Consider the following 25419-nt stretch of genomic DNA (forward strand, 5'->3'; position numbering starts at 1 on the left):
TTAGGTTAAGTTAATAAGGGCGCACGGTGAATGCCTTGGCACTAGGAGTCGACGAAGGACGGCACTAACACCGATATGCTTCGGGGAGCTGTAAGTGAGCTTTGATCCGGAGATTTCCGAATGGGGAAACCCACTGTTCGTAATGGAGCAGTACATTTGCGTGAATACATAGCGCATCTGAGACACACCCAGGGAACTGAAACATCTAAGTACCTGGAGGAAGAGAAAGAAAATTCGATTCCCTGAGTAGCGGCGAGCGAAACGGGAATAGCCCAAACCAAAAGGCTTGCCTTTTGGGGTTGTAGGACACTCTACATAGAGTTACAAAGGAATGAGTTAGACGAAGCGATCTGGAAAGGTCCGCAGGATAGGGTAAAAGCCCCGTAGTCTAAAATTCATTCTCTCTTGAGTGTATCCTGAGTACGGCGGAACACGTGAAATTCCGTCGGAATCTGGGAGGACCATCTCCCAAGGCTAAATACTACCTAGTGACCGATAGTGAACCAGTACCGTGAGGGAAAGGTGAAAAGCACCCCGGAAGGGGAGTGAAATAGATCCTGAAACCGTGTGCCTACAAGTAGTTAGAGCCCGTTAATGGGTGATAGCGTGCCTTTTGTAGAATGAACCGGCGAGTTACGATCCCATGCAAGGTTAAGTCGAGAAGACGGAGCCGCAGCGAAAGCGAGTCTGAATAGGGCGAATGAGTATGTGGTCGTAGACCCGAAACCAGGTGATCTACCCATGTCCAGGATGAAGGTAAGGTAACACTTACTGGAGGTCCGAACCCACGCACGTTGAAAAGTGCGGGGATGAGGTGTGGGTAGCGGAGAAATTCCAATCGAACCTGGAGATAGCTGGTTCTCTCCGAAATAGCTTTAGGGCTAGCCTCAAACGTTAGAATCTTGGAGGTAGAGCACTGTTTGGACTAGGGGCCCATCCCGGGTTACCGAATTCAGACAAACTCCGAATGCCAATGATTTATGTTTGGGAGTCAGACTGCGAGTGATAAGATCCGTAGTCAAGAGGGAAACAGCCCAGACCACCAGCTAAGGTCCCAAAGTATTTGTTAAGTGGAAAAGGATGTGGCGTTGCTTAGACAACCAGGATGTTGGCTTAGAAGCAGCCATCATTTAAAGAGTGCGTAATAGCTCACTGGTCGAGTGACGCTGCGCCGAAAATGTATCGGGGCTAAACAAATCACCGAAGCTGTGGATTGATACCTTTGGTATCAGTGGTAGGAGAGCGTTCTAAGGGCGTTGAAGTCAGACCGGAAGGACTGGTGGAGCGCTTAGAAGTGAGAATGCCGGTATGAGTAGCGAAAGACGGGTGAGAATCCCGTCCACCGTATGACTAAGGTTTCCTGAGGAAGGCTCGTCCGCTCAGGGTTAGTCGGGACCTAAGCCGAGGCCGATAGGCGTAGGCGATGGATAACAGGTTGATATTCCTGTACCACCAAACCACCGTTTGAGTAATGGGGGGACGCAGAAGGATAGGGTAAGCATGCTGTTGGTTATGCATGTCCAAGCAGTAAGGTGTGAATGTAGGCAAATCCGCATTCTTTAACATTGAGCTGTGATGGCGAGGACGTATGTCTAGAGTTCCTGATTTCACACTGCCAAGAAAAGCCTCTAGCGAGGTGAAAGGTGCCCGTACCGCAAACCGACACAGGTAGTCGAGGAGAGAATCCTAAGGTGAGCGAGAGAACTCTCGTTAAGGAACTCGGCAAAATGACCCCGTAACTTCGGGAGAAGGGGTGCTCTTTTGGGTTCATAGCCTAGAAGAGCCGCAGTGAATAGGCCCAGGCGACTGTTTAGCAAAAACACAGGTCTATGCAAAACCGTAAGGTGAAGTATATGGGCTGACGCCTGCCCGGTGCTGGAAGGTTAAGAGGAGTGCTTAGCGCAAGCGAAGGTGCGAATTGAAGCCCCAGTAAACGGCGGCCGTAACTATAACGGTCCTAAGGTAGCGAAATTCCTTGTCGGGTAAGTTCCGACCCGCACGAAAGGCGTAACGATCTGGGCACTGTCTCAACGAGAGACTCGGTGAAATTATAGTACCTGTGAAGATGCAGGTTACCCGCGACAGGACGGAAAGACCCCGTGGAGCTTTACTATAGCTTGATATTGAATTTTGGTGCAACTTGTACAGGATAGGCAGGAGCCTTAGAGCCCGGAGCGCCAGCTTCGGAGGAGGCGTCGGTGGGATACTGCCCTGGTTGTATTGAAATTCTAACCCATACCCGTAACCCGGGTAGGAGACAGTGTCAGGCGGGTAGTTTGACTGGGGCGGTCGCCTCCTAAAGTGTAACGGAGGCGCCCAAAGGTTCCCTCAGAATGGTTGGAAATCATTCGAAGAGTGTAAAGGCAGAAGGGAGCTTGACTGCGAGACCTACAAGTCGAGCAGGGTCGAAAGACGGGCTTAGTGATCCGGTGGTTCCGCATGGAAGGGCCATCGCTCAACGGATAAAAGCTACCCCGGGGATAACAGGCTTATCTCCCCCAAGAGTCCACATCGACGGGGAGGTTTGGCACCTCGATGTCGGCTCATCGCATCCTGGGGCTGTAGTCGGTCCCAAGGGTTGGGCTGTTCGCCCATTAAAGCGGTACGCGAGCTGGGTTCAGAACGTCGTGAGACAGTTCGGTCCCTATCCGTCGTGGGCGTAGGAAATTTGAGAGGAGCTGTCCTTAGTACGAGAGGACCGGGATGGACACACCGCTGGTGTACCAGTTGTTCTGCCAAGAGCATCGCTGGGTAGCTATGTGTGGACGGGATAAGTGCTGAAAGCATCTAAGCACGAAGCCCCCCTCAAGATGAGATTTCCCATTACGCAAGTAAGTAAGATCCCTCAAAGACGATGAGGTAGATAGGTTCGGGGTGGAAGCGTGGCGACACGTGCAGCTGACGAATACTAATCGATCGAGGACTTAACCAAATTTTGTTTAACGTAACAATGTCGTTTATCCAGTTTTGAGTGAACAAGCACTCTATTTATGAGGGTTTCAAGACACGAGTAATTCGAGGAAACAATTGAGAGAGGAAAGGAACATACTACCGTATGTGACTGACCGAACGAATGAAGTTGACGAAGAAGTACGATGTGTATTGGAAGCCGAAAGAGTCTAGTGATGATGGCGAAGAGGTCACACCCGTTCCCATACCGAACACGGAAGTTAAGCTCTTCAGCGCCGATGGTAGTTGGGGGTTTCCCCCTGTGAGAGTAGGACGTCGCTGGGCACCAAAAAGAAGTCGTTACCGAGTTATATCGGTAACGACTTCTTTTTTCTATACTGAGTCAAAAAAATAGACGATCATGCTCCAACCTTCACTAACGGAGTACTATACCCTGTATTCATTGGAGTGCCCGTGGAAGCGTCCACCTACTTGTATATCGCTCTACACTACCTTCAAAGAATGAAAGTGTGTTGAAACGGAAACAAGGAGTATTTTTCATTCTTTCCTCTCTTATGAATCCAGTGTTTGCAGGACACTTTTTAAACTTAAGGACAATTCATGTATAATAGAGAAGGAAATTAGAACGTATTGTGAGGTAAATATGATGCAAGAAAAAAGACCATTAGTTGAGGCATTGGAGCAATTTCATAAGAAAAAGTCGATTTCTTTTCATGTGCCTGGACATAAACATGGACTTTTATCCAATCTACCACAACTTATTAGCAATTCGATGCAATATGATTTAACTGAGTTAGATGGATTAGATGATTATCACCATCCAAAAGAAGCAATTAAAGAAGCAGAAGAGTTACTTACTAGACTATATAACACCGATGACAGTTTCTTTTTAGTGAATGGAACGACTATTGGAAATATAGCTATGATATATGCGACTTGCCAGTACGGTGAACAAATTATTGTGCAACGGAATGCGCACAAATCTATTTTTCATGCAATTGAACTGGTGGGCGCAGAGCCAATTTATGTATCACCTATATGGGATGAACATAGTAAGACGGCATCTTATGTACCGTTAGAGGTGATTGAAGAAGCAATTCAACAGTATCCTTTTGCTAAAGCAGTTGTCCTAACCTATCCAAACTATTATGGAGTTTGTTCTCGGGACTTAGAGGAGATCATTAACCTTTGTCATAGTCTGGAAATGCCTGTGCTAGTAGATGAGGCACATGGCGCACACTTCCAGTCACATAAAGAGTTTCCAAAGTCAGCTTTGTTATATGGAGCTGATGTGGTTGTCCAATCAGCACATAAAACACTACCTTCGCTAACAATGGGTTCATATATACATATTCGCTCTCACTTGATTGAAAGTAAGAGAGTTAATAAATACTTAAGAATGTTACAATCCAGTAGTCCTTCTTATTTAATCTTAGCCTCTCTTGATGATGCAAGAAGTTATGTGGAAAGATATAGCCCGATGGATTATAAACAGTTGTTGGATAGAAGAGAAGTGTTTATAGATGCATTAGAAACTATTCCATTAATAGAGGTAGTCCAAGTAGACGATCCTTTAAAACTGTTAATACGAGTCGGAAAATATTCTGGGTTTCAAGTGCAGCAAGCTTTTGAAAAACAAAATATATATGTTGAGCTTGCTGATATATATCAAGTCTTACTCATTCTCCCTTTACTAAAAGTAGAACATGAATTTCCGTTTGCAGAGATTAGAAAACGAATGAAATATGCTATAGAGGACTTAAAAAAAGAGACTCCAGAGTATACGAGTAGCACACTTTACATGGAACAAAAAAATATTTCTACCTTACAGATGCATTTAGAACTAGTCAATGAGAAACAAGGAGAATGGATTCCTTATGCAAGGTCAATCGGTAGGATAGCCAAGGGGATGATTGTTCCCTATCCCCCTGGGATTCCACTACTTCTACCAGGGGAAAAAATTACTGTTCCCATTCTAACGGAATTAGAGGCATGGATTGAAAAAGGTGCTTCATTTCAAGGGGAACATCAATTAGAGGAAAAGTTAATATATGTTGTGGAGGAGTAACTGTGCAAAAAAAAGGGTATTTTATAACAAGTGAAGGTCCAGAAGGTGCAGGAAAAACAACTGTTATGAATTTATTGGGTGAACGACTAATAGATGAAGGCTACGAGGTAGTAATGACTCGGGAGCCTGGTGGTATTATGATTTCCGAAAAGATTCGGGACATAATCTTGAATAATGAGCATACAATGATGGAAAGCCGCACAGAAGCACTATTATATGCTGCGGCTAGGAGACAACATTTAGTAGAGAAGGTTCTTCCAGCGTTAGCAGCTGGGAAAATTGTGATTTGTGACCGATTTATTGATAGTTCCTTGGCATATCAAGGGTTTGCTCGTGGTATTGGCGTAGAAGAGATATGGGCTATTAATAAGTTTGCTATCGGAGACACAATGCCAGAAAAAACATTGCTATTTGATATTGATCCAGCAGTAGGACTAGCTAGAATAAATGCTCATAAGGAACGAGAAAAAAATCGATTAGATGTAGAAAATTTAGCATTCCATCAAAAAGTAAGAGCAGGTTATTTGTCATTAGTTGAAAAATACCCGGAACGTATACAAGTAATCGATGCCTCTCAAACAATTGAGAACGTTTTAGACGAAACATATGTAATCATCAAACGCGAGTTAGAAATAATTAGATAATTCGTGGTATAATAAAGAAAAAATATTAATAGGGGTGAGTATCGATGAAATTGATAGTAGCGGTAGTTCAAGATCAGGATAGTAATAGGTTGTCTAATGCATTAACTAAGGCAAAGTTTAGAGCAACAAAACTGGCAAGTACAGGTGGTTTCTTAAGATCTGGGAATACTACATTTCTAATCGGTACCGATGATTCTCTAGTTGCTTCAGCTTTAGAGCTTATAAGAGATAATTGTAGAGCTAGAGAGCAGATGGTAGCGCCTGTATCTCCAATGGGAGGAAATGCAGATTCGTATATTCCATACCCGGTTGAGGTTGAGGTTGGAGGGGCTACAGTATTCGTACTCCCAATTGAACAATTCCATCATTTTTAATAATGAAGGAAGGAGTAGTAAACAGTGAAGATTAACCAAGATATGCGTGTCGGCATAGATAATATACGAAAAGACGCTATGCAGAATGGAAATCAGTCAGTAAAATTTGGCCAAATGGTTATAAAACAAGAACAACGCATGCAGACAGATACGATGACAAGGCTACTAGGAGACATTTCCACAGCTGGAGATCGTCTCGCACGTTCCCGCAACCTACGTGATATGGCCAAATTTAAAATGCTTATCCGAAAATTTTTACACGAAGCCGTAGATTTTGGAATGGGGTTAAAGCAGTCCCATACATGGAATCGTTTCGGTGAAGGTAGAAAATTGAAACTTGTAGAAACAATCGACGAAAAATTAGTGGAATTGGCAGAAGAAATCTTAAACCAAGAAAAAAGTTCAATAGATTTGTTGGATAAAATTGGGGAGATAAAAGGATTACTGATCAATTTATACACGTAAGTTTCCCGTGTTTTCGCTTACTGCGAAACGCGGGATTTTTCACAAGGAAGTATATGCTTACACGAAGATTGCTGCAGAAGAACAGGTTGTTTCTTACATAAGTAATTTTTCTTTTCTATAGAAAGAGGTGAAAGTTATGGAAAACTGGTCGATAGAGGATGTAGACAGATTACAACCTACCGTAGTTAAACAAATTCAAACAATTGTCTCTAAAAATCGAATCGGACATGCCTATATTCTAGAAGGGGCTAAAGGAACTGGGAAAGTGAAAGTAATGCAATTTTTCGTTCAGCTTCTTTTTTGTGAAAGTCCCGTAAATAATGTTCCATGTGAAACATGTCGATCATGTAAAAGATTAAAATCCTTCAATCACCTTAACTATATGCAACTAGAACCGGATGGTCAGTTTATAAAAAAAGGACAAGTAGATGAACTGGTTCATGCTCTAAGTAAAACAACTATTGAAAAGCAAAGAAAAATATATGTAATACATCATGCAGATCAACTAAATGCAAGTGCTGCAAACACATTATTAAAGTTTTTAGAGGAACCTCAAAGCGAGATAACGGCGATTCTATTAACAGATAAAATGCATGCATTACTTCCAACTATTCGATCAAGATGTCAGCATTTAAGTTTATCTCCAATGCCAACTGCTATCTTAAAACAGAAGTTAATACAAGAGGGAATCACTGACTCCATGGCATCTACAGTTTCTAAAATGACGAATCAAGTAGAAGAAGCAATTAACTTGGCGAAAGATGAGCAGTTTGGACTTGTAAGGAAATCAGTGTTAAAATTGGTTGAAGCGAATGGAAGAAGTGTTCAGGATGCATTGATGTGTATTCACGAAGATTTTGGACCTTTGCTCAAAGAGAAAGAGCAGGCTGAACAAGCGTTAGATTTACTACTATTTGCATATCGTGATATAGTAGCTATAAAAGCAAGTCCCATCGCAGATTGTACTTTTCCAGATATGATTTCTTATTGGAAACAAATTGCTCTGCAAACAACGTATGAGCAATTATCAAAGCAATTAGAAATGATTTTACATGCAAAACAAAACTTGCATAAAAATATGAACCGGACACTGATGATGGAGCAGTTAATGCTTAACCTGCAGGAGGGATTTACTTTTGTATAATGTTGTAGGAGTCCGTTTTAAAAAAGCGGGTAAAATATATTATTTTGATCCAGTAGAATTTGCTTTAGTGAAAGATGATTATGTAATCGTCGAAACAGCTAGAGGCGTAGAGTATGGTAAAGTTGTAGTTCCGATTAAGCAAGTTGAGGAACATGACGTTGTGCTTCCTCTAAAACAAGTAGTTAGGCCTTCTACTGATAAAGATCGCATCCAAGTAGAAGAAAATAGATTAGAGTCAGCCCAAGCCCTTGCACTAGGGACGGAAAAGATTATCGAAAGAAACCTAGAAATGAAGCTTGTAGATGTTGAGTATACATTCGACCGAAATAAGATTATTTTTTATTTTACCGCAGAAGGTCGCGTAGACTTCCGAGATTTGGTTAAAGATTTAGCATCCGTATTTAGAACTCGTATTGAGCTTAGACAAATTGGAGTTCGTGATGAAGCGAAAATGTTAGGTGGCATAGGTCCTTGTGGCCGAATGCTTTGCTGTTCAACATTTTTAGGTGATTTCGAGCCGGTTTCTATAAAAATGGCAAAAGATCAAAACTTATCACTTAATCCATCTAAGATTTCTGGATTATGTGGACGTCTGATGTGTTGCTTAAAGTATGAGAACGATGAATATGAAACTGCTAGAGAACAGATGCCGGATATTGGAGATAAAGTTGAAACTCCTGATGGCTTAGGTCGAGTAGTAAGTATGAATATTTTAGAGCGAGTTTTACGTATAGAGTTACCTGATCCACAACGTGTTCTAGATTATACGTTAGAAGAAATTACAAACCATGCGACAAATCAAGTGCAATGGTCGGGGCAATGAGGTGAATGTGTGATGGACCGCAATTTTTTTGATACAATTATAGATTTTGAAAAACAATTAGAGTCCACGCAGCTGCAATTTCGCGCTTTAAAAGAATTTGTGGCGATAATGGTTGAAGAACGTGAAGCGCTACAACAAGAGAATAATCATTTAAGACAACGACTCGATGAAATACATGAAAAAGAAGCAATGATTGAGAAATTACGAGATGAGAAATTGCATAAACTTGATGTAGGAGAGGGCCATGATAATCTAGCTCGACTATACCAAGAAGGCTACCATGTGTGTCACGTTCATTTTGGGAGTTCTCGTAAAGAAGAAGATTGTCTATTTTGTCTTTCATTTTTAAACAAACAAAACATTTAAACAATTGACTGATGCCACTCCATAAGTGGGTGTCAGTCTTTTGTTTTGCTTGGGGGTAATAAATATGGAAAAATGGTTAAAGGATGACGAACGATTAGATTATTTGTTGGCAGAAGATTTACGTATTATTCAAAGTCCTTCTGTCTTCTCTTTTTCTTTAGATGCAGTGTTGCTAGCAAGGTTTGCATATGTACCGATGAAAAGAGGTAAAATCATCGATATTTGTTCAGGAAATGGAGCAATTCCATTATTTTTAAGCGCGCGAACAAATGTAGAAATTATTGGAGTGGAATTACAAGAAAGATTAGCAGATATGGCTACGAGAAGTGTTCAATTTAATAATCTGACCAACCAGATTACTATTGTGGAAGCTGACGTTAAAGGGATTGCGAGAGAGCTTGGTTCAGAAAAGTTTGATGTTGTTACTTGTAATCCACCTTATTTTCCAGCTCATGAGGCAAGTGAGAAAAACTTAAAAGAGCATTTAGCAATTGCCCGACATGAAATTCACCTTACTCTAGATGAAGCGGTTCAATCAGCTAGTGAATTATTAAAACAAGGTGGAAAAGCTGCTTTTGTTCATCGTCCCGGGAGACTTTTAGATATCGTCACTGCAATGAGAGCGAATCGTTTAGAACCAAAGCGAATCCGCTTCGTCTATCCAAAAGAAGGAAAAGAAGCTAATACGTTGTTAATAGAAGGTATAAAGGATGGAAAACCTGATTTGAAAATACTAGCGCCTCTATACGTGTATGGAGACGATGGTAAATACACGCAAGAAGTTAAAGAGATGCTGTATGGAAAAGAGTGAAAAACAGCATACTTTTTACGTCTTGGAATGCAAAGATGGATCTTATTATGCCGGTTATACAAATGACCTAGCGAAAAGAGTGAAGGTACATAATGAAGGTAAGGGAGCAAAATATACTCGAGCCAAACGGCCAGTCACTTGTATATACAGTGAAATGTATGAAACTAAGCAAGAGGCTATGCAAGCTGAATATGCATTTAAGCAGCTGACGAGAAAACAAAAAATAACATATATGGGGGCAAGTAAATGATTAAATCTCAGAAATCGACCGAACATGAACAGGGCAGCTGCTTGTATTTAGTTGCAACACCCATTGGTAACTTAGAAGATATGACGATGAGGGCTATTCGCATATTAAAAGAGGTAGATATTATTGCAGCAGAAGATACAAGAAATACTAAGAAACTGTGTAACTACTTTGAAATTTCTACACCACTGCTAAGTTATCATGATCATAACTTACAAGTTGGTGGAGAAAAATTATTAGAATTATTAAGAGAAGGTAAAAGCATAGCATTGGTTAGTGATGCGGGTCTTCCTTGTATTTCTGATCCTGGAGCAGATATTGTTGCTAAAGCAGTTCAAGAAGGTTTTGCGGTTGTACCAATCCCGGGTGCAAACGCTGCATTAAGTGCACTTATAGCATCCGGACTTTCGACACAGCCCTTTTTCTTTTATGGCTTTTTAAGTCGCAATAAAAAAGACAGAAAAGCAGAAATTGAAAAGTTGCAAAAAAGACAGGAATCCGTGATTTTATATGAGTCACCACACCGTTTAAAAGAATCATTACGGGATATGCAATCTATAATGGAAGGAACTCGCAAAATCGTATTAGCACGCGAGCTAACAAAGAAGTTTGAAGAGTTTTTAAGAGGTACAATTGACGAGGCTGTTGAGTGGGTGGAGCAGGCAGAGATACGTGGAGAATTCTGTATTGTTTTAGAAGGGAACGAAGAGGTTTCAGAAACAAGTGATGAAGCACAATGGTGGTCAGAACTAACCTTAGAAGAGCATGTGGATCGCTTAATAGCAGAGAAACAATGTACTTCAAAAGAAGCTATTAAAGAAGTTGCGATTCAAAGAGGACTGTCTAAACGAGAAGTATATCAAAACTACCATGTAGAATAGAAAATTGTACGCCTAGGTGAGCCCCGACGTTCTTCTGAGAAGAAGTTTTGTGGAGGAATAAGATCATAGGATCTACTCTTTATTCTATTTAATTATAAAAAAACCGCAAACTTAGTTAAGTTTGCGGTTTTTACAAAAATTATATGTAACTATTGGAATTTCAAAATTACTTAATGTTATTTTGAATCTCTTTAATTAGTAATTCTGCACCTTCTGGGCTTAAAATCAGTTTTCCACCAACTAGACGTAGGTTGTCATCTGATACTTCACCAGTTACAGCACAAGTCATATTTGGCATATATTTTTTTAGAATGATTTTATCATCATCTACGTAAATCTCTAATGCGTCTTTTTCAGCAATACCAAGCGTGCGACGTAATTCAATTGGAATAACTACACGACCTAATTCATCAACCTTACGTACAATACCTGTAGATTTCATATGAAAATTATTCTCCTCTCAAGAGTGCATATTTTTCGCCAAGATTCGACATAAACCTCTTTTATGTAATATATCATACCAAGTACTCCCATTTCCGTCAATAATTAATGCTTTAGCGAAAGAGAGAGCGACGATATAAATTTGATAATAAGTCAATTTTTTGTTAAAAAAATGATTATTTATTATGTAAATAGGAATTATTTTGATATATTATCTATTTTTTTGAAATTAATTATTTTATAATTTTCGTTCGACAAGACTGTATAAATGAATTGATTGAAACAAACTCTTCATTTAGATAGAATAAAGAATAAAGAGAATCAACATTGGAGGCATCTTTACATTGAAAGATCAACAGAAAACATTCTATTTAACAACGCCGATTTATTATCCGAGTGGAAAATTTCATATTGGCACCGCATATACAACCGTTGCTTCCGATGCGATGGCAAGATATAAAAGACTTAGAGGGTATGAAGTTCGTTTCTTAACCGGAATGGATGAGCACGGTCAAAAAATTCAAGAAAAAGCTCAAGAAGCGGGAAAAGAACCTCAAATTTATGTAAATGAAATTGCAGAGGCTGCAAAAAAGGTTTGGGCTTTAATGGATATTTCCTATGATGATTTTATCCAAACAACGGAAGAACGCCATACAAAAGTAGTAGAGAAAATATTCCAGAAGTTCTTGGATAATGGAGATATTTACAAGGGAGAATATGAAGGATGGTATTGTACACCTTGTGAATCCTTTTTCACTGAGACTCAGTTAGTAGAAGGAAACTGTCCAGATTGCGGTCGTCCAGTTCAAAAAGTAAAGGAAGAATCATACTTCTTTAATATGAAAAAGTATGCTGACCGTTTGTTGAAGTATTATGAGGAAAATGTAGATTTTATAGAGCCAGAATCTAGAAAAAATGAAATGATCAATAACTTCATTAAACCAGGTTTAGAAGATTTATCGGTATCAAGAACATCCTTCGATTGGGGTATAAAAGTGCCTAGCGATCCAAGACATGTAATCTATGTGTGGGTAGATGCTTTAACTAATTATATTACTTCATTAGGTTATCTATCAGATGATGATTCCTTATTCCAAAAGTTCTGGCCTGCGGATGTTCATGTAGTAGGTAAAGACATTGTCCGTTTCCACACAATCTATTGGCCAATATTCCTAATGGCTTTAGATTTACCGCTACCTAAAAAGATTTTTGCTCATGGATTTATCATGATGAAAGACGGTAAAATGTCTAAATCCAAAGGAAACGTTGTTTATCCAGAAGTGTTAGTGGAACGTTATGGATTAGATGCAACACGTTATTTCCTATTGCGCGAACTTCCTTTTGGTCAAGATGGGGTATTTTCTCCAGAGTCTTTCGTAGAGAGAACAAACTTTGACCTTGCAAATGACTTAGGAAATTTGTTGAATAGAACCGTTTCGATGATCAATAAATACTTTGATGGTAAAATTCCAGTAACACTAAGTGAAACAACCGAGTTTGATGCAACTCTCCAGAACTTTGCCAAAAGCACAATCAATAAATATCAGGAAAATATGGAGAATATGCAGTTTAGCTTAGTACTTGGAGATTTATGGGCTTTAGTTTCCCGCACTAATAAGTATATTGATGAAACTCAACCTTGGGTACTTGCGAAAGATGAAACTACTCGAGGACAATTAGCATCTGTTATGACTCATTTGGCAGAAAGTCTTCGTCAAATTGCAACACTAGCTCAACCATTTATGACCAATAGTCCAAAACAAATTGCAGAACAACTTGGTTTTACTGAGGATTATTTAAAATGGGACAATTTAGGATCATTTAATGTTATTAATGACGGTATAACAGTTATAAAAACAGGGGTTCCTATTTTCCCGAGACTAGATGTTGAAGTTGAAGTAGCTTATATTCGTGAACAAATGCTAGGTTCGGTTCAAACTCCTCAGGAAGAAGAAAAAGAAGAGGAACCTCAGGTAGAAGAAATAACAATTGATGACTTTTTTAAAGTAGACTTACGCGTTGCAACAGTATTATCTTGTGAAGCAGTGCCTAAAGCTGATAAATTATTAAAGTTGCAATTAGATATGGGGTATGAAAAGCGTCAAGTAATTTCAGGTATTGCACAGCATTTTAAACCGGATGAGGTTATTGGTAAAAAAGTAATCGTAGTAGCAAATCTCAAACCAGTGAAGTTAAGAGGAGAGTTATCTCAAGGAATGATTCTTGCTGGTGAAAAAAATGGTTATCTGACTTTAGCTACAGTAGATGAAAATCTTGAAAATGGCGCTCAAGTGAAATAAATTTCTAAATAGACCTGTCATTTTTAGACAGGTCTATTTTTATTCATATAATATTTTGAAATACTATTTAAAATATTGCATATTACTGCAACCCTTATTAGAGTAAAGGAAGATTTGAAGAAAGTATTACTAAAATAGTATTAAAAAGAGTGTAATTTAACCTATAAAAGGCAGGGAGTAGTTCATATGTTTATCGATACACATGTACATTTAAATGCAGATCAGTATGAAGAAGATTTACAGGAAGTGATTGATCGTGCTTTGGAAGCTAATGTAAAAAAAATGGTCGTTATTGGGTTCGATCGTATCACAATTGAAAGAGCTATGAAGTTAGTGGAAGAATATTCTTTTATCTATGCTGTAGTTGGATGGCATCCTGTCGATGCGATTGATTGTACAGAAGAAGATTTAAGATGGATTGAAGAACTTGCGGCACATGAAAAGGTTGTAGGCATAGGGGAAATGGGACTGGATTATCATTGGGATAAATCTCCTAAAGATATTCAACAAGAGGTATTTCGGAAACAAATAAGGTTGGCTCAAAAAGTAAAATTACCAATTATTATTCATAATCGCGACGCAACAGAAGATGTGATTCGTATTTTACAAGAAGAAGAAGCGTATCTTACAGGAGGTATCATGCATTGTTTTGGGGGAAGTGTTGAAACAGCAAAGCAATGTATAGATATGAATTTTATGATATCACTTGGAGGGCCTGTAACGTTTAAAAATGCAAAGAAACCTAAAGAGGTTGCAGCAGAAATTCCACTGGAGTATTTGTTGATCGAAACAGATGCACCATATTTAGCTCCGCATCCACATCGAGGAAAAAGAAATGAACCCGCACTTGTACCACTTGTTGCCGAGGAAATAGCGCGGTTAAAAGGAATTTCAATTGAAGAGGTCGCTGAAGCAACCACCAAAAATGCAGAAAGGTTCTTTAATTTAGCAAAGTAAAAAAGCGTTAATTAAGAGGTGTATAATTTATACCTTTTAATTAACAAGTTAACCTAATCGGTTGACAAGCTCTTTGGGACTCTATATAATCACTTCAGTGAACAAGGAGGCGTTTTTCATGTTACATAATCCCATGAAAAATCTGTTCTTTAATTCATTGAGGAGCAAGCAAACCTTAGTAAGTATAGTATCTTTACTATTGTTTCTTGCAGTGATTTCTTTCGTTTTATTCGAAGGAACAAAGAAAACTGTTGCTTTAACAGTTGATGGCAAACAACAAGAAATATTAACGCATGCAAATACAGTTGGTGAATTATTAAAGGATCACAAAATAGTAGTAGCCAATGAAGACTTTTTACATCCCTCAGTGAACACTTCAATCGAAAATAATTTATCGATTGAGTGGGAGCAGGCAAGACAGATAAAAATATCAGTAGACGGAGAAATTCAAACTCTTACAACTACTGAAGATTTAGTTTCAGAAATACTCGCGAAGGCTAATGTTGCAGTTACTGAACATGATGCAATAACACCTGCTGCAGATGCAGAGGTTGGACCTGATAACAATATTGCTATTGAAAAAGCATTTGAAATAACGCTTTTAGATGGTGGTGAAGAGAAGAAGGTACGGTCCACTTCGACTACGGTCGCTGACTTTTTAAAACAACAAAACATTCAATTGAGTGAATTCGACCGAGTAGAACAGAAAATGGATGAATCAATAGTTCCTAATTCTATAATACAAGTAGTGCGAGTAGAAAAGGTCACCGATGTAGTTGAGGAAGCAACAAACTTTGCTGTAGAAACGAAAAAAGAAGACTCGCTACTAAAAGGGAAAGAAAAAGTAGTACAACAAGGTGTAAATGGAACGGTTTCACGGACTTATGAAGTAGTGAAAGAAAATGGTAAAGAGATTTCTCGTAATATGATGAGTGAGAAGATAATTAAAGAACCCACTAAAAAAGTAGTGGCAGTTGGAACGAAAGTAATGACTGCTAGTGTTTCGCGTGGAACAAACTCAGCGGCAGCTCCATCTGGAGGGAAAGAGTTTTATGTAACTGCGACGGCATATACTGCTTATTGTAATGGATGTTCTGGCGTAACTGCGACAGGGATGAATTTGAAGACTAATCCTAATTTGAAGGTTATTGCCGTAGACCCTAGTGTTATTCCACTGGGTTCAAAAGTATGGGTAGAGGGCTATGGACATGCGGTAGCTGGGGATACTGGGGGAGCTATCAAAGGGAATAAGATTGACCTTTTCATGGCTTCTAAATCACAGGCATATGACTTCGGTCGTAAAAAAGTACGTGTAAAAGTTTTAAACTAATCGTTATAGCTTTCCCTTTCATTGATTGGGAGAGCTTTTTTGCGTTATGATAGCTATAGCAAAAAGAAAGAAAAGAGGAAAACCGGTTGCAAATAAAAGAAATAATAGTTGTAGAAGGAAAAGATGATACAACTGCCATAAAACGTGCTGTAGAGGCAGATACTATTGAAACGAATGGTTCAGCCATTTCTAAAGAAACGCTTATGAAAATAAGTCATGCTCAAGATAAACGTGGCGTCATTGTCTTTACTGATCCTGATTATCCAGGAAGACGTATTCGTGCTATTATCGAAGAACAGGTTCCGGGTGTAAAACATGCATTTTTATCCAAGGAAAAAACGATTGCGAAAAACGGCAAGGGTTTAGGGATTGAACACGCGAAAGATGAAGATATTCGTACTGCTCTTTCTAATGTTTATACCCCAAAATCAGACACAGAAACGTTTTTAGAAATCCCGTTGTCTATTTTAATAGACGGACAACTAATAGGTCATCCCCATTCGAAGGAAAGAAGAACAAGATTGGGTGAACTATTGAAAATAGGCTACACTAATGGAAAACAGCTACAGAAACGACTATCTATTTTTCAGATTAGCCAACAGCAAGTGGAAGAAGCGATAGCACAACTTAATATGGAGGAAAAATAAAATATGCAAAAAGATATAGCTACACCAATACGGACACAAGAGATATTAAAGAAATATGGTTTCTCATTCAAAAAAAGCTTAGGGCAAAACTTTTTAATAGATCCAAATATATTACGTAATATTGTCAGTCATGCAGATCTTACGAAGGATTCCGCAGCAATTGAAATTGGGCCTGGAATTGGAGCATTAACCGAGCATCTAGCAAGAGCAGCAGGAAAAGTGGTTGCATTTGAAATCGACCAAAGGTTGCTACCAGTTTTAGCAGATACTTTATCTCCATATGACAACGTAGATGTTATTCATGCAGATATTTTAGAAGTAGATGTGAAACAAATTTTTGAAGAACAGCTTAAAGATTACAAAGACGTTATGGTGGTTGCCAATTTACCTTACTACGTTACAACTCCAATATTATTGAAACTTTTAATGGATCGTCTCCCTATCCGTGGGTTGGTAGTCATGATGCAAAAGGAAGTAGCTGATCGAATCACGGCATTTCCGGGAACGAAAGCATACGGATCACTATCTATTGCTATTCAGTACTATATGCAAACAGAAATCGCAATGATTGTTCCAAAAGCAGTGTTTATGCCACAACCAAATGTTGACTCAGCGGTTATAAAACTTACTCGACGTGAAGCGCCACCGGTTCAAGTCATTGATGAAGAGTTTTTATTTAAAGTTTCTCGTGGTTCTTTTGTTCAACGAAGAAAAACGATTATTAACAATCTACAATCATCCCTTCCTAATGGAAAAGCTAAGAAGGATTTAATCATCCAAGCGCTAGAAAAAGTAGGGGTGGATCCAACGAGACGTGGAGAAACTTTAAGCATTGAAGAGTTCGGGAAATTATCCAATGAACTATATGCAGAATTTCATTAATGCTACTTGTTACAAAATAAGTAATATTTATAAAAAAAATGAGTACCTCAAACAAATAAAAACGTTGACAAGTATGCATAAGGATTGTTAAAATATTTTGTTTGACAAAAATATAAAAAGGTGGTAAGATAGGTATTAGTGAGGTGTATGCGAAATGACAAAAACTTTAGCTGATATTAAGAAGTCATTAGATCATCATTTAGGCAAACGTTTGCAATTAAAAGCAAACGGAGGACGTAAGAAAACAATTGAGCGTGCAGGTGTACTTAGAGAGACATATCATGCAGTATTTGTTATCGATTTAGATCAAGATGAAAACTCTTTTGAACGTGTATCTTATAGTTATGCAGATGTTTTGACTGAAGCAGTAGAAATCACTATTTTTGACGAAGCAAATAATTTAATAGTTGTAAAATGATATTTAGAACTTTTATTTTTTTATAATTTTAAAAACCCCTTTTCTATTTTATTAAATAGAAAAGGGGTTTTCTTTTGATTTGTGGACATACTAAAAAAGCTAGTTGTTCCAAAGGAGGATTCACCTATGTCTAGAAAAGGGATAATGTCTAAAGAATTAAAAGAAGAGATAGCCAAAGATCTTGGATTTTATGATGTAGTCAAAACCGAGGGCTGGGGAGGAATTAAATCACGTGATGCAGGTAATATGGTAAAACGAGCAATTGAAATGGCCGAACAGCAAGCAAGATCACCAAAGTAAATAATCATTTACCGAAATTAACGTAAAAATGCGCACGAGAAGAAACTAAAGAGCAACTAGCAAAAAGAAAAGGCGGAGCAATCCGTCTTTTCTTTAATGTAAAAGCACATTTAAGAGGGTTAGATCTAATGTGCTTACCCTTTTAAATGTCTATTGTGGAATCCACATTGATAGAAGAAGTAAGTAATCTCATAGATTATAAATAAGCTTCACTTCCCATCTGCTCCTTCCCTAGGTTCTATCAAAGAAGAGAAGCTTAATCTCACTTCCGTATTCCTTATACACTGTGTTAAAATAGGGGACAACATATTTGGGGGAAGGAGCAGATGGAATGTATTACGTAAAAGCACCTGCTAAAATAAACTTAACATTAGATGTATTACATAAGCGTCCAGATGGTTACCATGAAGTTGAAATGATAATGACTACTGTGGATTTAGCAGACCGTATAGGACTAGAGGTAAGAGAAGATGGAGCAATACATATATTATCAGTAGATCGCTTTGTTCCAAACGATCATCGGAATCTAGCATATCAAGCTGCAAAGATTCTAAAAGAAACCTATCGAGTGAAAAAGGGAGTTTCTATAACAATCGAAAAGAATATACCTGTAGCTGCTGGTCTAGCGGGTGGTAGTAGTGATGCAGCTGCCACTTTAAAAGGGCTCAATATTATTTGGGAATTAGGTCTTTCCCTGGACGAGCTTGCTCAAATTGGCACCAAAATAGGTTCAGATGTGCCGTTTTGTGTGTATGGAGGTACTGCTTTAGCTACCGGAAGAGGAGAGCGAATACAAGAACTTCCTTCGCCTGCTAATTGCTGGATCATTCTTGCTAAGCCGACGCTAGGGGTATCTACTGCAGATATTTACGGTAATTTAAAAGTAAATGAAATAAAACATCCGAATACTACTAAAATGATAGAATCTATTCATCAAAAAGACTTTGATCTAATGTGCGCTTCCGTCGGAAACGTATTGGAGGATGTAACACTCAAGCTATATCCAGAGGTTGCTGTTTTAAAAGAGCAAATGAAAAGATTTGGAGCGGACGCTGTATTAATGAGTGGAAGTGGTCCAACTGTATTTGGAATAGTTGATCATGAGACAAGAGTCCAGAGAATATATAATGGTCTTCGCGGATTTTGCGATGAAGTATATGCAGTTCGATTAATGGGAGATCGGGAACCGCTTGCTTAAAACCGGATGTTTGTGTTAAGTTTTCTATAAAACATTCGTCTTTGGAGGTGATAGTATGAAATGGAAAAGAAGTGAACGGCTTGTAGATATGACTCAATATCTTATGGAGCATCCACATAAATTAATCCCTTTGACATTCTTTGCTAATTTATATCAATCTGCTAAGTCTTCTATAAGTGAAGATTTAACCATTGTAAAAGAAACATTTGAAGCGAGAGGTAGAGGCTTGCTTGTCACTGTTCCTGGAGCGGCAGGCGGAGTCAAGTTTATCCCAACAGTAGCAGAAGAAGATGTGCTAGAAATAGCAGAAGATTTGATGACACAACTTTCTAAAGTGGATCGGTTGTTACCGGGTGGTTATTTGTATATGACGGACCTGTTAGGAAACCCGTCACTTATGAATAAGATCGGTAAAGTATTCGCATCTGCATTTGCGAATTCGAAAATTGATGCCATCATGACGGTAGCTACTAAAGGTATTCCAATTGCACATGCTATAGCAAGACATTTAAATGTACCTGTAGTCATTGTACGAAGAGATAGTAAAGTAACAGAGGGTCCAACGGTAAGTATTAATTATGTGTCTGGCTCAGCACGACGTATTCAAACAATGGTTCTTTCTAAAAGAAGTATGGAAAAAGGGCGACGTGTCTTAATCACGGATGACTTCATGAAAGTCGGAGGAACGATTAATGGCATGAAGAGCTTGCTAGAAGAATTCAATTGTGAGTTAGCTGGTATAGCTGTACTAGTAGAGGCAGAGCATCAAGGGGAACAATTAGTTGATGATTATTTATCTCTAGTAAAGCTTCACGAGGTAAATGAAAAAGATGGAACAATTGCTTTAACACAAGGAAATTACTTTGAGAAAGGTGGCAAATTAAATGAAAGCAGTATCAACAACTAATGCACCTGCAGCAATCGGTCCATATGTACAAGGGATGGTTGTGAATGGAATGTTTTACAGTTCAGGTCAAATTCCGTTAACATCTGCAGGAGAAGTGGTAGAGGGCTCTATTACAGAGCAAACAGCTCAAGTATTTGCTAATTTAGAGGCAGTTTTAACAGAAGCAGGCTCTTCCTTGACTCAAGTAGTAAAGACCCTTGTCTTTTTAAAAGACATGAATGATTTCGCAGAATTTAACGAAGCTTATGAGAAGCATTTTAACGGTCACAAGCCTGCACGTTCTGCGGTAGAAGTTGCGAGACTACCAAAAGACGTAAAGGTAGAAATAGAAGTAATTGCAGTAGTATAAAAGTAGATGAAAGGTGTTTCCTCGGAAACGCCTTTTTTGATATAGGAAACACCATAATATTACTGAAAAAGGGATGCTAGTTGGTTGTGACGACAGTCGCATCCAACTAGCATCCCTAAGTTCTATATCGAAATGGTTGTCTAAAGTACCTCGAAAAGGGGATAAACTGGTTTCGCTCTAAAGGAGCAGGTGTCTTTCGTTTTAAGGGACTTGTATAAGAATGAACAATTAGATGACTATATTCCGTTCAGGTGGAGTCTTTGCTTAACGCTTTTTTCACTTCTGGATTTTTCTTACTGGTTTGATTATAATCTCCATTTGTATCGTTTTAGAATTAATAATTTAAAATATTTAAAATATTTCTTGTAAAAAGAAGGAATTCAGAAGTTTTTGTGGAATAACAAATGAAAGAGATATTTGCAACTTTGAAAAAGGGTGGTGAGAGAATGGAAGTAACAGACGTAAGATTACGAAAAGTGACTACTGATGGTCGTATGAGGGCTATCGCTTCCATTACACTGGACAATGAGTTCGTTGTCCATGATATTCGTGTAATAGATGGAAATAATGGTTTGTTTGTAGCAATGCCAAGCAAAAGGACAACAGAAGGTGAGTTTAGAGATATTGCTCACCCTATTAACGTAGGAACACGTACAAAAATTCAAGATGCTATTCTTTATGCCTATCATTTAAGTAATGAAGTAGAAGAAAAAGTTGGAGAGCCAACTGTATAAGGGCAAATAAAACCATTTCTCTGAGAGATGGTTTTTTTATGTCGATTTCTCAAAGATTAGCAAAACTAGTATAGATTAGTCGATTATTTAAGAAATTCAAATATATTACTTGTTTTGTCATGTATTTGTCAAGAGATATTTCCTTGAAATCTTGCTTCATTTCGGCTATAGTCAAAAGAGTAAATTAGCCCACTGGAGGGAACTTGAAAAATGACAAATACTTATGCGGTTGTATTAGCAGCTGGTAAAGGTACACGTATGAAGTCTAGTTTATATAAAGTATTACATCCTGTATGTGGGAAGCCAATGGTAGAACATGTAGTAACAAACATGGAACTACTTGGTGTAAAAAAAATCGTCACAATCGTAGGGCACGGAGCAGAAGAAGTACAACGTCGATTAGGCGAAAGAAGTGAATATGCTTTACAAGAAGAACAGTTAGGAACTGCTCATGCAGTCTTACAGGCAGAAGAAGTGTTAAAGAACTTATCTGGAACAACTATTGTTATTTGTGGTGATACGCCACTAATTACAGCAAAAACAATGAGTGATTTGTTGGAGCATCATAAATCTACAGGAGCAAAAGCAACAATTTTAACAGCTATTGCAGAAAATCCCACAGGTTACGGTAGAGTTATTCGTTCTGTAGATGGGAATGTTCAAAGTATTGTAGAGCAAAAAGATGCTACAGCAGAGGAACAACTTGTACGTGAGATTAACTCGGGAACATATTGTTTTGACAATGAAGCACTATTTAAATCATTAAAGCTAGTTAATAATAATAATTCTCAAGGCGAATACTATTTGCCGGATGTCATAGAAATCTTACAAAAAGAAAACGAAATCATCTCAGCGTATGCGGCAGATGAATTTGAAGAAATATTAGGCGTGAATGATCGCATCGCATTATCTCAAGCAGAAGAGACTATGCGTTTACGTATTGCCCAACACCATATGCGTGAAGGGGTTACAATCATCGATCCTAGAAATACATATATCAGCAGTGAAGCTATAATTGGAGCAGACACTGTCATTCAACCTGGAGTTATCATTGAAGGTAAAACAACCATTGGTATGAACTGTACGGTTGGTCCGAATAGCCATATAGTATCAAGTACTATAGGTGATGAAACGATAATACATTCGTCAGTAGTACTATCCAGCGAAGTTGGGGACCATACCTCTATCGGTCCGTTTGCTCATATTCGACCGCAATCAGATGTCGGCAATGACGTGAAGATTGGTAACTTTGTTGAAGTGAAAAAGTCAACAGTTGGCAATGGAAGTAAAATCTCTCATTTAAGTTATATGGGTGACGCTTCAATTGGAACTAATGTTAATGTGGGTTGTGGAACAATTACAGTGAATTATGATGGAAAAAATAAATTTACCACAACAATTGAAGATGATGCATTTGTTGGATGTAATTCAAACTTAATAGCACCAGTGACTATTGGAAAAAAAGCTTATGTTGCAGCGGGTTCCACTATTACAAAGGATGTACCTGGTGAAGCACTTGCAATTGGAAGAGCACGACAAGAGAACAAAGATGGCTATGTGAACAAACTAAACATAAAATAACCCATTATCCAGGAGGACAATCATGCCAGAACAATATGCAAATTCGAAGTTGAAAATATTCACACTAAATTCCAATAGGGAATTAGCGGAAGAAATCGCAAAAGAAGTAGGAGTACCTCTAGGTAAAAGTACAGTTACTAGATTTAGTGATGGTGAAGTACAAATCAATATCGAAGAAAGTATTCGTGGATGCGATGTATTCATTGTTCAGTCAACTTCAGGTCCTGTAAACGAACATATTATGGAACTATTAATAATGCTTGATGCTCTAAAACGTGCTTCAGCTCGTACAATTAGTGTAGTGATTCCTTATTACGGATATGCACGTCAAGACAGAAAAGCACGTGCTCGTGAACCAATCACGGCTAAACTTGTAGCAGATCTATTAACAACTGCAGGTGCAACTCGTGCAATTGTACTTGATTTACATGCTCCACAAATCCAAGGATTCTTTAATATTCCAATTGATCATCTAGTTGCAGCACCAATTTTATCTGACTACTTCCTAGGTAAAAACTTTGACCCGGCAGAATTGGTAATCGTGTCTCCTGATCACGGTGGTGTTACTCGTGCTCGTAAGATGGCAGATCGCCTTAAAGCACCAATTGCTATTATTGATAAACGTCGTCCTCGTCCGAATGTGGCAGAGGTTATGAATATCGTAGGTAATGTTGAAGGGAAAACGGCTATTCTAATAGACGATATTATTGATACAGCTGGAACTATCTCTATTGCAGCAGCAGCATTGATGGAAAGTGGAGCGAAAGAAGTTTATGCTTGCTGTACGCATCCAGTATTATCCGGTCCTGCTATTGAACGTATAGATAACTCAGTTATTAAAGAACTAGTTATTACAAACTCAATCCAATTATCGGATGATAAAATGTCACCGAAGATTAAAGAATTGTCAGTTGCTAAATTACTAGGCGATGCAATTGTACGTGTTTTCGAACAAAAGTCAGTTAGTACATTGTTTGATTAATTTCTAAAATGTTTGAACTTTCCTGAAGATGGGTATTTATATTTATAGAACGCAATTCAGGAGGATGAAGAATATTATGAGTACAGTAGTGAAAACACAAAAACGAGATAAAAAAGAAAATGCAAAACTTAGAAATAGTGGGTTTATACCTGCAATAGTATACGGTTATGAAGTGGAATCTCAGTCTATCGCTGTTAGTGAAAAGGACTTTACAAAAACACTTCGTGAAGTTGGTCGTAATGGTGTCATGAAATTAGACATTGATGGTAAATCAGTAAACGTTGTATTGAGTGACTATCAGACGAATATTCTAAAAGGACAAATGATACATGCCGACTTTTTAGCGATCAACATGAAAGAAGAGTTAGAAGTAAATGTTGCAGTTAATGTTACTGGAACTTCCGTTGGTGTTTCTGAAGGTGGTATGCTTCAACAGCCAAATCGCGAACTTACAGTTACTGTGAAACCTTCAGATATTCCAGATAGTATTGATATAGATGTATCTGGAATGGCTATCGGAGATACATTGACCGTAGCAGATATTAGAGAAAAAGTGGATTATCCAATTACAAACGAAGATGACTATACATTGGTTACAGTATCGGCACCTCGAGTAGAAGAGGAAACAGAGGATACTGAGGAAGAGCCAGAAACAACAACAACAACAACAGAAGAATAATAAAACAAAAGAGGTTGTCTTTAGGCAACCTCTTTTGTTTTATATATGGTAAAATTAATTAAAACTTGTAATAAGGGAATGGAACGAATGAAAATTATCGTTGGTCTTGGAAATCCAGGGAAACAATATGAGGCTACGCGTCACAATATTGGTTTCCATGTAATCGATGAACTTTCTAAGAGATTAGATATACCACTTACACAGTCTAAATTTAATGGGATGTACGGTATTGGGCATGTTGGTACTGAAAAAATTATGCTTTTAAAACCATTAACGTATATGAATCTATCTGGGGAATGTATTGTACCAATGATGGATTACTATGAAGTAAATGATGATGAAATAGTTGTTATTTATGATGATTTAGACTTACAGGTAGGGAAATTACGACTTCGACAAAAAGGTAGTGCTGGTGGACACAATGGTATTAAGTCAATTATCCAACACTTAGGCTCTCAGGAATTCAACCGCATTCGAATTGGTGTAGACCGTCCTAAAAATGGTATGAAAGTTCCGGACTATGTGTTATCAAATTTTAGTGAAGATGAAAAAATAGAAATGATACATGCTGTAAAGAATAGTGCAAATGCATGTGAAGATTGGGTAACGAAAAAATTTCTAGATGTAATGAATACATACAATGGTGCATAAAAAGTAAAGAAAAAGCCTATACTTCCTAAAAAGGAGGTTTTATGGCTATGCCAATTCGTTATAAATGTCGCCATTGTGAAACAGAAATTGGGCAGTTGCCATTCGATCACATAGATGACCAGTTTCTACAAAAACATGAGCTTACAAAAGAAGATCAACATATATACATTAAAAATGAAGCAGAGGGCGACTACACTGTGCAGTGTATTTGTGAAGAGTGCCAGGAGTCCCTTCAAAAATTCCCAAATTACTATGCGTTAAAAAAATGGATACAGTAGATGCTTTGGCACGAATTTCGTGCACAAAGCCTTTTTCTATTTAGATTGGAGG

General features: G+C 38.2%; 27 protein-coding genes and 2 rRNA genes. 28 read left to right on the forward strand and 1 reads right to left on the reverse strand.

Annotated elements, in window-relative coordinates; genetic code table 11:
• The first annotated feature begins 3 nt into the window (after positions 1 to 3).
• The 12 genes from MHI40_RS00135 to rsmI all read left to right on the forward strand — a co-directional run bounded on the left by MHI40_RS00135 (position 4) and on the right by rsmI (position 10733).
• Positions 4 to 2932: ribosomal RNA gene (locus MHI40_RS00135) — 23S ribosomal RNA — on the forward strand.
• 186 nt (positions 2933 to 3118) lie between these two features.
• Positions 3119 to 3234: ribosomal RNA gene (gene rrf, locus MHI40_RS00140) — 5S ribosomal RNA — on the forward strand.
• Positions 3235 to 3553: 319 nt separating this feature from the next.
• Positions 3554 to 4978, forward strand: a complete 1425-nt coding sequence (locus MHI40_RS00145; RefSeq protein WP_340761066.1) for an aminotransferase class I/II-fold pyridoxal phosphate-dependent enzyme — start codon at positions 3554 to 3556, stop codon at positions 4976 to 4978.
• A gap of 2 nt (positions 4979 to 4980) precedes the next feature.
• Complete coding sequence (tmk, locus tag MHI40_RS00150) at positions 4981 to 5622, forward strand: dTMP kinase (protein ID WP_093538621.1); 642 nt, start codon at positions 4981 to 4983, stop codon at positions 5620 to 5622.
• A gap of 44 nt (positions 5623 to 5666) precedes the next feature.
• Positions 5667 to 5996, forward strand: a complete 330-nt coding sequence (locus MHI40_RS00155) for a cyclic-di-AMP receptor (RefSeq protein WP_093276576.1) — start codon at positions 5667 to 5669, stop codon at positions 5994 to 5996.
• Between the two features lie 24 nt (positions 5997 to 6020).
• On the forward strand, positions 6021 to 6461 hold the full coding sequence (locus MHI40_RS00160; protein ID WP_340761067.1) for a YaaR family protein: 441 nt from the start codon (positions 6021 to 6023) through the stop codon (positions 6459 to 6461).
• Between the two features lie 136 nt (positions 6462 to 6597).
• Complete coding sequence (gene holB, locus MHI40_RS00165; RefSeq protein WP_093538623.1) at positions 6598 to 7605, forward strand: DNA polymerase III subunit delta'; 1008 nt, start codon at positions 6598 to 6600, stop codon at positions 7603 to 7605.
• Positions 7598 to 8428, forward strand: coding sequence for a PSP1 domain-containing protein (locus tag MHI40_RS00170; RefSeq protein WP_093538624.1), 831 nt, complete (start codon positions 7598 to 7600; stop codon positions 8426 to 8428). Before holB ends, MHI40_RS00170 begins: the two co-directional genes overlap by 8 nt.
• Positions 8429 to 8440: 12 nt before the next feature.
• On the forward strand, positions 8441 to 8794 hold the full coding sequence (gene yabA, locus MHI40_RS00175) for a DNA replication initiation control protein YabA (protein ID WP_175496343.1): 354 nt from the start codon (positions 8441 to 8443) through the stop codon (positions 8792 to 8794).
• Between the two features lie 64 nt (positions 8795 to 8858).
• Positions 8859 to 9605, forward strand: a complete 747-nt coding sequence (locus MHI40_RS00180; RefSeq protein WP_340761068.1) for a tRNA1(Val) (adenine(37)-N6)-methyltransferase — start codon at positions 8859 to 8861, stop codon at positions 9603 to 9605.
• Positions 9592 to 9855 (forward strand): GIY-YIG nuclease family protein, encoded by a 264-nt coding sequence (locus MHI40_RS00185; protein WP_340761069.1) that lies wholly within the window; start codon positions 9592 to 9594, stop codon positions 9853 to 9855. The genes MHI40_RS00180 and MHI40_RS00185 overlap by 14 nt, the downstream gene beginning before the upstream one ends.
• Positions 9855 to 10733 carry a 16S rRNA (cytidine(1402)-2'-O)-methyltransferase gene (rsmI, locus tag MHI40_RS00190; RefSeq protein ID WP_340764311.1) on the forward strand — a complete coding sequence of 293 codons (879 nt, stop codon included), beginning with the start codon at positions 9855 to 9857 and terminating at the stop codon, positions 10731 to 10733. Before MHI40_RS00185 ends, rsmI begins: the two co-directional genes overlap by 1 nt.
• Positions 10734 to 10899: 166 nt before the next feature.
• Here the strand turns inward: rsmI and MHI40_RS00195 are convergent, their stop codons facing one another.
• Positions 10900 to 11175 carry an AbrB/MazE/SpoVT family DNA-binding domain-containing protein gene (locus MHI40_RS00195; protein WP_093538628.1) on the reverse strand — a complete coding sequence of 92 codons (276 nt, stop codon included), beginning with the start codon at positions 11173 to 11175 and terminating at the stop codon, positions 10900 to 10902.
• Between the two features lie 343 nt (positions 11176 to 11518).
• Here MHI40_RS00195 and metG point away from each other — a divergent pair, with 343 nt between their 5' ends.
• The 16 genes from metG (at position 11519) to MHI40_RS00275 (ending at position 25367) form a co-directional block, all read left to right on the forward strand.
• Complete coding sequence (gene metG / locus MHI40_RS00200; RefSeq protein WP_340761070.1) at positions 11519 to 13474, forward strand: methionine--tRNA ligase; 1956 nt, start codon at positions 11519 to 11521, stop codon at positions 13472 to 13474.
• A gap of 186 nt (positions 13475 to 13660) precedes the next feature.
• Complete coding sequence (locus MHI40_RS00205) at positions 13661 to 14431, forward strand: TatD family hydrolase (RefSeq protein ID WP_093538630.1); 771 nt, start codon at positions 13661 to 13663, stop codon at positions 14429 to 14431.
• Between the two features lie 118 nt (positions 14432 to 14549).
• Positions 14550 to 15761, forward strand: coding sequence for a G5 and 3D domain-containing protein (locus MHI40_RS00210; RefSeq protein WP_093538631.1), 1212 nt, complete (start codon positions 14550 to 14552; stop codon positions 15759 to 15761).
• Between the two features lie 86 nt (positions 15762 to 15847).
• Positions 15848 to 16408 carry a ribonuclease M5 gene (rnmV, locus tag MHI40_RS00215; RefSeq protein WP_093538632.1) on the forward strand — a complete coding sequence of 187 codons (561 nt, stop codon included), beginning with the start codon at positions 15848 to 15850 and terminating at the stop codon, positions 16406 to 16408.
• Positions 16409 to 16411: 3 nt separating this feature from the next.
• A complete protein-coding gene (gene rsmA, locus MHI40_RS00220; RefSeq protein ID WP_340761071.1) occupies positions 16412 to 17290 on the forward strand; it encodes a 16S rRNA (adenine(1518)-N(6)/adenine(1519)-N(6))-dimethyltransferase RsmA in 879 nt (292 codons plus the stop codon).
• Between the two features lie 154 nt (positions 17291 to 17444).
• Positions 17445 to 17708 (forward strand): biofilm formation stimulator Veg, encoded by a 264-nt coding sequence (gene veg, locus MHI40_RS00225; protein WP_093538634.1) that lies wholly within the window; start codon positions 17445 to 17447, stop codon positions 17706 to 17708.
• Positions 17709 to 17834: 126 nt separating this feature from the next.
• A complete protein-coding gene (locus tag MHI40_RS00230) occupies positions 17835 to 18008 on the forward strand; it encodes a small, acid-soluble spore protein, alpha/beta type (RefSeq protein WP_093538635.1) in 174 nt (57 codons plus the stop codon).
• Positions 18009 to 18339: 331 nt separating this feature from the next.
• Entirely contained in the window at positions 18340 to 19206 is an 867-nt protein-coding gene (gene ispE, locus MHI40_RS00235; protein ID WP_093538667.1) for a 4-(cytidine 5'-diphospho)-2-C-methyl-D-erythritol kinase, read from the forward strand.
• Between the two features lie 55 nt (positions 19207 to 19261).
• Complete coding sequence (gene purR / locus MHI40_RS00240; RefSeq protein ID WP_093538636.1) at positions 19262 to 20113, forward strand: pur operon repressor; 852 nt, start codon at positions 19262 to 19264, stop codon at positions 20111 to 20113.
• Positions 20091 to 20462 carry a RidA family protein gene (locus tag MHI40_RS00245; protein WP_340761072.1) on the forward strand — a complete coding sequence of 124 codons (372 nt, stop codon included), beginning with the start codon at positions 20091 to 20093 and terminating at the stop codon, positions 20460 to 20462. The genes purR and MHI40_RS00245 overlap by 23 nt, the downstream gene beginning before the upstream one ends.
• Positions 20463 to 20908: 446 nt before the next feature.
• Complete coding sequence (gene spoVG, locus MHI40_RS00250) at positions 20909 to 21196, forward strand: septation regulator SpoVG (protein WP_093538668.1); 288 nt, start codon at positions 20909 to 20911, stop codon at positions 21194 to 21196.
• 210 nt (positions 21197 to 21406) lie between these two features.
• A complete protein-coding gene (gene glmU / locus MHI40_RS00255; RefSeq protein ID WP_340761073.1) occupies positions 21407 to 22777 on the forward strand; it encodes a bifunctional UDP-N-acetylglucosamine diphosphorylase/glucosamine-1-phosphate N-acetyltransferase GlmU in 1371 nt (456 codons plus the stop codon).
• Positions 22778 to 22799: 22 nt separating this feature from the next.
• Positions 22800 to 23759: a ribose-phosphate diphosphokinase gene (locus MHI40_RS00260; RefSeq protein ID WP_093538639.1), complete on the forward strand. Its 960-nt coding sequence runs from the start codon at positions 22800 to 22802 to the stop codon at positions 23757 to 23759.
• A gap of 76 nt (positions 23760 to 23835) precedes the next feature.
• Positions 23836 to 24438 (forward strand): 50S ribosomal protein L25/general stress protein Ctc, encoded by a 603-nt coding sequence (locus MHI40_RS00265; RefSeq protein ID WP_340761074.1) that lies wholly within the window; start codon positions 23836 to 23838, stop codon positions 24436 to 24438.
• An 87-nt stretch (positions 24439 to 24525) separates the two neighbouring features.
• Positions 24526 to 25089, forward strand: coding sequence for an aminoacyl-tRNA hydrolase (pth, locus tag MHI40_RS00270; RefSeq protein WP_340764317.1), 564 nt, complete (start codon positions 24526 to 24528; stop codon positions 25087 to 25089).
• A 41-nt stretch (positions 25090 to 25130) separates the two neighbouring features.
• Positions 25131 to 25367 (forward strand): anti-sigma-F factor Fin, encoded by a 237-nt coding sequence (locus MHI40_RS00275; protein WP_340761076.1) that lies wholly within the window; start codon positions 25131 to 25133, stop codon positions 25365 to 25367.
• The last annotated feature ends 52 nt before the right edge of the window (positions 25368 to 25419 follow it).

This window comes from Psychrobacillus sp. FSL H8-0510 (assembly GCF_038008345.1).
Taxonomy (GTDB): Bacteria; Bacillota; Bacilli; order Bacillales_A; family Planococcaceae; genus Psychrobacillus; species Psychrobacillus psychrotolerans.

Excerpts from the sequence above, each read along its gene's own strand:
- holB (WP_093538623.1), top strand. The coding sequence starts at position 6,598 with ATGGAAAACTGGTCGATAGAGGATGTAGACAGATTACAACCTACCGTA.
- MHI40_RS00205 (WP_093538630.1), top strand. The coding sequence starts at position 13,661 with ATGTTTATCGATACACATGTACATTTAAATGCAGATCAGTATGAAGAA.
- MHI40_RS00275 (WP_340761076.1), top strand. The coding sequence starts at position 25,131 with ATGGCTATGCCAATTCGTTATAAATGTCGCCATTGTGAAACAGAAATT.
- MHI40_RS00155 (WP_093276576.1), top strand. The coding sequence starts at position 5,667 with ATGAAATTGATAGTAGCGGTAGTTCAAGATCAGGATAGTAATAGGTTG.
- veg (WP_093538634.1), top strand. The coding sequence starts at position 17,445 with ATGACAAAAACTTTAGCTGATATTAAGAAGTCATTAGATCATCATTTA.
- MHI40_RS00195 (WP_093538628.1), bottom strand. The coding sequence starts at position 11,175 with ATGAAATCTACAGGTATTGTACGTAAGGTTGATGAATTAGGTCGTGTA.
- MHI40_RS00245 (WP_340761072.1), top strand. The coding sequence starts at position 20,091 with ATGAAAGCAGTATCAACAACTAATGCACCTGCAGCAATCGGTCCATAT.
- glmU (WP_340761073.1), top strand. The coding sequence starts at position 21,407 with ATGACAAATACTTATGCGGTTGTATTAGCAGCTGGTAAAGGTACACGT.
- purR (WP_093538636.1), top strand. The coding sequence starts at position 19,262 with ATGAAATGGAAAAGAAGTGAACGGCTTGTAGATATGACTCAATATCTT.
- MHI40_RS00145 (WP_340761066.1), top strand. The coding sequence starts at position 3,554 with ATGATGCAAGAAAAAAGACCATTAGTTGAGGCATTGGAGCAATTTCAT.
- yabA (WP_175496343.1), top strand. The coding sequence starts at position 8,441 with ATGGACCGCAATTTTTTTGATACAATTATAGATTTTGAAAAACAATTA.
- pth (WP_340764317.1), top strand. The coding sequence starts at position 24,526 with ATGAAAATTATCGTTGGTCTTGGAAATCCAGGGAAACAATATGAGGCT.
- spoVG (WP_093538668.1), top strand. The coding sequence starts at position 20,909 with ATGGAAGTAACAGACGTAAGATTACGAAAAGTGACTACTGATGGTCGT.
- MHI40_RS00210 (WP_093538631.1), top strand. The coding sequence starts at position 14,550 with ATGTTACATAATCCCATGAAAAATCTGTTCTTTAATTCATTGAGGAGC.
- MHI40_RS00260 (WP_093538639.1), top strand. The coding sequence starts at position 22,800 with ATGCCAGAACAATATGCAAATTCGAAGTTGAAAATATTCACACTAAAT.
- MHI40_RS00185 (WP_340761069.1), top strand. The coding sequence starts at position 9,592 with ATGGAAAAGAGTGAAAAACAGCATACTTTTTACGTCTTGGAATGCAAA.
- MHI40_RS00180 (WP_340761068.1), top strand. The coding sequence starts at position 8,859 with ATGGAAAAATGGTTAAAGGATGACGAACGATTAGATTATTTGTTGGCA.
- ispE (WP_093538667.1), top strand. The coding sequence starts at position 18,340 with ATGTATTACGTAAAAGCACCTGCTAAAATAAACTTAACATTAGATGTA.
- MHI40_RS00265 (WP_340761074.1), top strand. The coding sequence starts at position 23,836 with ATGAGTACAGTAGTGAAAACACAAAAACGAGATAAAAAAGAAAATGCA.
- MHI40_RS00230 (WP_093538635.1), top strand. The coding sequence starts at position 17,835 with ATGTCTAGAAAAGGGATAATGTCTAAAGAATTAAAAGAAGAGATAGCC.
- rsmA (WP_340761071.1), top strand. The coding sequence starts at position 16,412 with ATGCAAAAAGATATAGCTACACCAATACGGACACAAGAGATATTAAAG.